Origin of the sequence: Tomitella cavernea (assembly GCF_016599145.1) — a bacterium.
GTDB lineage: Bacteria > Actinomycetota > Actinomycetes > Mycobacteriales > Mycobacteriaceae > Tomitella > Tomitella cavernae.
On the sequence record NZ_JAENKO010000089.1, the window covers coordinates 1 to 6967 of the forward strand.

The following is a 6967-nucleotide window of genomic DNA, read 5'->3' on the forward strand; positions in this document are numbered from 1 at the left end:
GACTTGGAAGCATTACAACCGTCAATCAACCGATTGGCCCAGGCGAAGTAGCGCAAGCCTCCCACGCGCTCACACTGCGTGAGGCACCGGCCACCGCTTCGCGCTCACTTTTACGTGAGGCACCTCGATCGGCAGGTCATGATTCCGAACCGGCACCCGCCGAACCGTCGATTGCCGCCATGGACGCGGCGATCTCGGCGACCTCCTCGGACGTGGGCCCGGGGTCGGGGACGAACGCCGTCTTGCGGTAGAAGCGGAGCTCGTCGATGGATTCGCGGATGTCGGCGAGCGCCCGGTGCGCCAGGCCCTTCTCCGGCTTGCCGAAGTAGATCCGCGGGTACCAGCGGCGGCACAGCTCCTTGATGGAACTCACGTCCACCATGCGGTAGTGCAGGAATCCGTCGAGGTCGGGCATGTCGCGCGCGATGAAGCCGCGGTCGGTGCCGATGGTGTTGCCGGCCAGCGGGGCCGTGCCCTCGCTGGAAATGTGTTCGCGCAGATAGGCGAGCACGGTCTTCTCCGCCTCCGCCATGGTCACCGCGGAAGCGCGAACCTCCTCGGTGAGCCCCGATGTGGCGTGCATCTCCTGCACCACCGGCGGCATGTTCGCCAGCGCCTCGTCGTCGGCGTGGATGACCACGTCGACCCCGTCGCCCAGAATGTTCAGCTCGCCGTCGGTCACCAGGGCCGCGATCTCGATGAGCTTGTCGGAGCCCAGATCCAGGCCGGTCATCTCGCAGTCGATCCACACCAGTTTGTCTTGCACGGGACTCACCTTATCCGCGCCGGCCTGACGGCATGTGCGCACCGGGTGAACAGCAGGCCTATCCGCCGAGTTTCTTGTAGAAGGTTCCGACGATCGGTGCCACCACGGCGCGCGGGCTGTACTGGCCGGCAGTGGACATGGCCTTGCCGAGCACCCCGGGGACGACGCGCATCTTGTTTTCGGCCAGCGCGTCGAGTGAGAGCTTGGCGGTGTACTCGCTGGAGATCCAGAAGAAGTCGGGCACGAGCCTGTCGACGATGGACGCGTCGGCGGGGTCGGGTTCCTCGGTGCGGACGGGGCCGGGTGCCAGGAGCGTCACATGCACGCCGGAGCCGCGGAGTTCGTGGCGCAGAGATTCCGAGAACGTGTTCGCGAACGCCTTCGTCGCCGCATAGGTGGCGTTGTTGGGGATCGGCATGTTCCCGGCGGCCGAGCCCGTGATGAGGATTCCGCCGATGCCGCGGGCGATCATCCCCGGCAGCACGGCCAGCGTCAGGTCGTGCACCGCCACGGCGTTGAGCTCCACCTGGGCACGCTCGTATTCGGGGTCGAGCCCGGCGACCGGGCCGAACGTGGCGATTCCGGCGTTGTTGCACAGGATGCTGACGGTGCGGCCCGACAGCTCGTCGACGAGCACCTTGCGCGCGTCACGGTCGGCAAGGTCGACCCCGCGCACCTCGACCAGCACGCCGAACTCGTCGGTGAGCCTTGCGGCCAGGCCGTCCATGACCTCCTTGCGCCGCGCGACGAGGATCAGGTTGTGTCCGCGCGCCGCGAGCTCCGCGGCGAGGGCCTCGCCGATGCCGGAGGACGCCCCCGTGACGACGGCGCGGGCCTCGGGCGTGGGTGCGGGCAGGCTCATGCGTTTCTCCAGGGCTCGGGCGGTCAGGGCGTGACCATGGTCTTGATGGACTTGCGGAGTGTCATCATCTCGTAAGCGTCGCCCACCTTGTCCAGGGGCACCGCCCTGTCGAATACGAGGCCGGGGGAGATGCGCCCGGCGAGGACGTCGGGAAGCAGTTCGTCGATGTAGGGGCGGGCAGGGGCCATGCCGCCCGCCAGGTGGAAGTTGTGCGGGAAGATCGCGCTGACGTGCAATGCGGGGTCGGTGGCGGGCACGCCGACGAAGCCGAGGTGCCCTCCGGGGCGCAGCACGCCGAGCGACTGGCGCATCGACTCCTCGGTGCCCACGCATTCCAGGACCGAGTCGGCCAGCCGGCCGCCCAGCAGGTCGCACACCGCGGCCACGCCCTCGCCGCCGCGCTGGTCGACGATGTCGGTGGCGCCGAACCTCCGGGCGAGGGTCTGCCTGTCCGGCCGCCGCGACATCGTGATGATCCGGCCCGCCCCGAGCCGCTGTGCTGCCAGTACCCCGGAGAGTCCCACGGCGCCGTCGCCCACGACGACGACCGTGCCGCCCTCGGTGACGTTCGCGCAGCGTGCCGCGTGGTGGCCGGTGGGCATGACGTCCGAGAGCGCCAGCAGGTCGCGGTAGTCGCCCACCTCGGGCTGCTGCGGCAGGGGCACGAGCGTGCCGTCGGCGAAGGGGACGCGGATGTACTCGGCCTGCGCGCCGCCGAGCTGCCGTCCGTCGACGCCCGCAGCACCCCACACGCCCAGGTTGTCGCATGAGCTGGTCAGTCCTCGCGCGCAGTTGACGCACGTCCCGTCGCTGTGGGTGAAGGGGGCGATGACGAAGCGGCCTGCCGCGACGTGCTCGACCTGCGATCCGACCTCCTCGACGACGCCGATGAACTCGTGTCCGATGGGGCGGGGTTCGGGGGTCGCGCGCTCACCCCGGTACGACCAGAGGTCGGACCCGCACACGCACGCGCGCTCGATCCGCACGAGGGCGTCCGTGGGCTGTTCGATCACTGGGTCGGGCACATCCTCGACGCGCACGTCGTGGGGGCCGTGGATGATCGTCGCGCGCATGCAGGTGCTCCTCCTCGCGTGTCCGGTGCAGGCTGAGGCCAGCGTAGCGCGAGGCGGGTGGGTGCCCCGGCGATCGCTCGCGCTGGCCCGCTACCGCCCGTGAGCGGGCGTGACGATCCGGATCGCGTCGGCGGCCATCGGTGGCGGAATCGGCATCGGCAGGGACGATGTGCCCGGCGCCGGGCAGGTGACGTGATGCGTATCCGCGTAGCCGGGACTCAACGTCGCCAGCACGATGAAGATGGCGGCGGGGTCGAACGGCATCCGGCCATGCCGCGTCGTGTCACCCGGGCACAGGCTCTGCACCCAGACGTTGCGCACGGTCGCACCGGGGCCGGCCGTGAGGAACGTCGCCGCCGGGGGCGTCGACACCAGGTCGGCCTTGTCTCCGATGGCCGTGTAGTGGACGCCGGGCCGAGTATCGCCGCCGGCGTTGAGATGAGTGATGAAACGGCTGCCGGCCAACTGCTGCATGGCGGCCTCCCCGACGACCGGTTCCACGAGATCGTCGGCCGATCGATCCCCCGCGATCAGATCGGCCAGGCCGGAGACGGTGGTTCCGTGATTGGTCCCGGAGATGGTGATGAGGTGCAGAACCTTGTTCAGTCCGGGATCGTCCGGATTCGTGCCGCCGTTGAAGCGCAGGTATTGCCGGCTCATCGGCCCCCCTTGCGAGTGCGCCACGATGTCCACCTTGCCGGTCCCGGTCGCGGCCAGGACCCTGTCCACGAACACCGCGAGTTGCCCCGCGGACTCTGCGATGTCGGCGGTGGCGAAGTACCCAGGGATCCGGCCGGCGACACTCGAGAGGTCTTTGCCGTAGTTCAGGGTGAACACGCAGAACCCTTCGGCCTTGAGCGCCGGCGACATGGCGTTCCAAGCGTCCTGGTTGCTGTAGGTGCCATGCACCAGCACCACCGCGCGCGGGTGCTCGGCGGTCGGTTCGCAATTCCAGTCATTCGCGCCCGGCGGCGGCGCACTGCCGTCCACCGGCAGTGCGGCCGGAACCGGATCCGCCGCGGCGGCCGGGGGGATGGAGATCAGCGGGGTGATGGTCAACGGTGCGACTGCCATGGCCGCGGCGGCGACGACGGCTCCTAACCGACGCCGACGCCGACCCCGGCTCCGCCGTCGGGGCGCAGCGGTGCCGGCGAGGTGCTGATGCGCGGTGGACCTCGAGGGGGGCCACAAGGTGGACGTCATGGTCCGGTTCCTTCGCTGACGAAAGTTCCGCGGAACCGCACCGGATGGCGGTCGCGGTGAGATCAGGCAATGGACACGGTAATCCTAACGATTGCAATAACGGGATGTCCGTGTTTCCGGATACTCGACTGCCCTGTGCCCCGCGGTCGCGGAGAAGGCCGATTGCGCGGACGCGGCTCAGATCGCGGCCGCCACCTCGGTGCCCTGCTTGATGGCGCGCTTGGCGTCGAGCTCGGCGGCCACGTCGGCGCCGCCGATCACGTGGTGGGTGATGCCCCTCTCCGCGAGCCGGCCGACGAGGTCGCGCACCGATTCCTGCCCGGCGCACACGACCACCGTGTCGACGCCGAGCACCCGGTAGTCGTCGCCGAGGCGCAGGTGCAGACCGTCGTCGTCGATCTTGAGGTACTCGACGCCGGCGAGTTGCTCGACCCCCTTGGCCTTCAGCGCGGCACGGTGCACCCAGCCGGTGGTCTTGCCCAGGTCTTTGCCGATGCGGCTGGTCTTGCGCTGGCACAGGTATACGCGACGCGGCGACGGAGCGGGCTGCGGCTCCGTCAGGGCCCCGGGCGCGTCCTCGTCGTAGGTCACGCCCCACTCGCGCATCCACTCGCCGAGGTCCAGCGTCGGTGAGGCGTCGTGGGTGAGGAACTCGCTGATGTCGACGCCGATGCCGCCGGCACCGATCACCGCCACCGAGTCGCCCGCTGTGCGCGCGCCCAACACGAGGTCCGAGTAGGTGACGGCCTTGGGATGGTCGATCCCTTCGATGTGAGGGATGCGCGGGGCGACCCCGGTCGCGATGACGACCTCGTCGAAGCCGGCGAGTTCGTCGATCCCGGCGCGCGTGGCCAGGCGCAGGTCCACGCCGGTGAGCGCGATGCGGCGGGTGAAGTAGCGGATGGTCTCGGCGAACTCCTCTTTGCCGGGGATGCGCCGCGCGATCTCGAACTGCCCGCCGATGCGGTCGGACGCCTCGAACAGGGTCACCGTGTGCCCGCGCTCGGCGAGCGTGGTGGCCGCGGCCAGTCCGGCGGGCCCGGCGCCCACCACGGCGACGGACTTCGCGGAGCGCGTGGGGCCCAGCGTGAGGATGGTCTCGTGGCAGGCGCGCGGGTTGACCAGGCACGACGCGGTCTTGTTTTCGAATGTGTGGTCCAGGCAGGCCTGGTTGCAGGCGATGCAGGTGTTGATCTCGTCGGCCCGCCCCGCGGAGGCTTTGCGGGCCCAGTCGGGGTCGGCGAGCATCGGTCGGGCCAGCGATACGAGTTCCACCGCGCTGGTCGTGAGGATCTGCTCCGCGGTCTCCGGCATGTTGATCCGGTTGGACGCGCACACCGGGATGCCCACCTCTTTGGCGATACGCTCGGTGAAGTCGACGAAGGCGGCCCGCGGCACCGAGGTGACGATGGTGGGCACCCGCGCCTCGTGCCAGCCGATGTCGGTGTTGATGATGGTGACCCCGACGGCCTCCAATTCGCGGGCCAGCGCGGTGATCTCGGCCCAGGTCTGACCGCCGGAGACGAGGTCCGCCATCGAGAGGCGGAACATCACGATGAAGTCCGCGCCCACGGCCTCCCGGACCGCGCGGGCGATGGCCACAGCGATGCGTCGGCGGTTCTCCGCGGACCCGCCCCACCGGTCGGTGCGCTTGTTGACGTGTTGGGCCAGGAACTGGTTGATGAAATAGCCCTCGCCGCCCATGATCTCGACGCCGTCGTACCCGGCTTTGCGTGCCAGGCGGGCCGACCTGGCAAAGTCGCGGATCACCTTCTCGATGCCGCGTCCGCTCAGCGCACGGGGCTTGAACGGGTTGATGGGGGACTGGACGGCGGACGCCGACACCGACAGCGGCCAGTACGAGTAGCGGCCGGCGTGAAGGAGCTGGAGCGCGATCTTTCCGCCCTCGGCGTGGACGGCGTCGGTGATCCTCCGGTGGCGTCGTGCGTGCTGGTGGCTGGTCATCATCGCGCCAAAGGGGATCAGCCAGCCTTCGTAGTTGGGCGCGTACCCGCCGGTGACGATGAGGCCGGCGCCGCCACGGGCACGCTCGGCGTAGAACTCGGCCAGCCGGTCGATGTGCTTGGCGCGGTCTTCGAGGCCCGTGTGCATCGAACCCATGACCACGCGGTTGCGCAGCGTCGTGAATCCGAGGTCCAGGGGGGTGAACAGGGCGGGGTAAGCGGTCATTGCGGGCCTTTCGTCGGGCCGGGCCGGCCGGCGGGTCAGGGGCGGGCGGTCTCGGTGGGTCCGTCCGGCGCGTGGGCGTCGGGATGCGCGCCGTCCAACGCGGCGGCCACCTCGTCGCACCACTCGACGAGGGATTGCTCGATGCGGATCCCGCCGCGCAGGACCAGGAACTGGTGGAGTTGCATCGGGGTGAGGGCGCCCGGGTCGGGGAAGTCCCTGGCCAGCATCCGGCTGTAGGCCTCCCACCGGGCGAGGTGCTCGCCGCCGTGCCGACGCACCTCGGCGAGCACCGCCGATGCGTCGCCGTACGAGGCCGCGCGGATCTTGACGCTGAGCTCGTCGCGGATCGTCGACGGATCCGACGGCCGGGTGAGCCAGTCCCGGAGCTCCGCGGCGCCCGGCCCGCCCACCGCGTAGACCTTCTTGTCCGGACGTCCGTTCTGCGGAACCGCCTCGCACGTCACCCAGCCGTCGGCGGTCATCCGCTTGAGTGTCCGGTAGATCTGCTGATGGCTGGCGCCGTAGAAGAACCCGATGGACTTGTCGAACCGGCGCGCGAGTTCGTAGCCGCTGCCGGCGCGCTCCGACAGGGCCACGAGGATCGCATGTTCCAATGCCACGCCGGAACCATACCTATGCTCACGGTTGCAGTGCAACTTGTTGCATATTGCGCGTTGTGGCGCACGCCCGGGCGTGCATTCGGTGCGGTGAAGCGATATAGGTGGGATACGGCCCACGTCGGCGGCACCGCGGGTGCAGTGGATTCGGATCCGGCCGCGCCCGATGCCCGTGCCGCCGCCTCCCGCAGGGCACCCTGGCCGCGTCCGGCCGCGCACACCGCGCGGGCCGCAGCGGCACGCCGGACGGGCCGCT

Annotated in this window: 6 protein-coding genes; all 6 read right to left on the minus strand. The window is 69.9% G+C overall.

The window, feature by feature from the left end; all coding sequences use genetic code 11:
- Positions 1-136 precede the first annotated feature (136 nt).
- Positions 137-766, minus strand: coding sequence for an oligoribonuclease (gene orn, locus JJ683_RS18265; RefSeq protein WP_200176220.1), 630 nt, complete (start codon positions 764-766; stop codon positions 137-139).
- Positions 767-824: 58 nt separating this feature from the next.
- Complete coding sequence (gene cmrA, locus JJ683_RS18270) at positions 825-1628, minus strand: mycolate reductase (RefSeq protein WP_200176221.1); 804 nt, start codon at positions 1626-1628, stop codon at positions 825-827.
- A 23-nt stretch (positions 1629-1651) separates the two neighbouring features.
- The gene (locus JJ683_RS18275) at positions 1652-2701 is read right to left on the minus strand and encodes an alcohol dehydrogenase catalytic domain-containing protein (RefSeq protein ID WP_200176222.1); all 1050 of its coding nucleotides are present in this window, start codon (positions 2699-2701) and stop codon (positions 1652-1654) included.
- Positions 2702-2791: 90 nt separating this feature from the next.
- Positions 2792-3775: an esterase/lipase family protein gene (locus JJ683_RS18280; protein WP_200176223.1), complete on the minus strand. Its 984-nt coding sequence runs from the start codon at positions 3773-3775 to the stop codon at positions 2792-2794.
- Positions 3776-4081: 306 nt separating this feature from the next.
- Positions 4082-6094, minus strand: a complete 2013-nt coding sequence (locus JJ683_RS18285; RefSeq protein ID WP_200176224.1) for an NADPH-dependent 2,4-dienoyl-CoA reductase — start codon at positions 6092-6094, stop codon at positions 4082-4084.
- Between the two features lie 35 nt (positions 6095-6129).
- Positions 6130-6714: a PadR family transcriptional regulator gene (locus JJ683_RS18290; RefSeq protein ID WP_200176226.1), complete on the minus strand. Its 585-nt coding sequence runs from the start codon at positions 6712-6714 to the stop codon at positions 6130-6132.
- Positions 6715-6967: the final 253 nt, after the last annotated feature.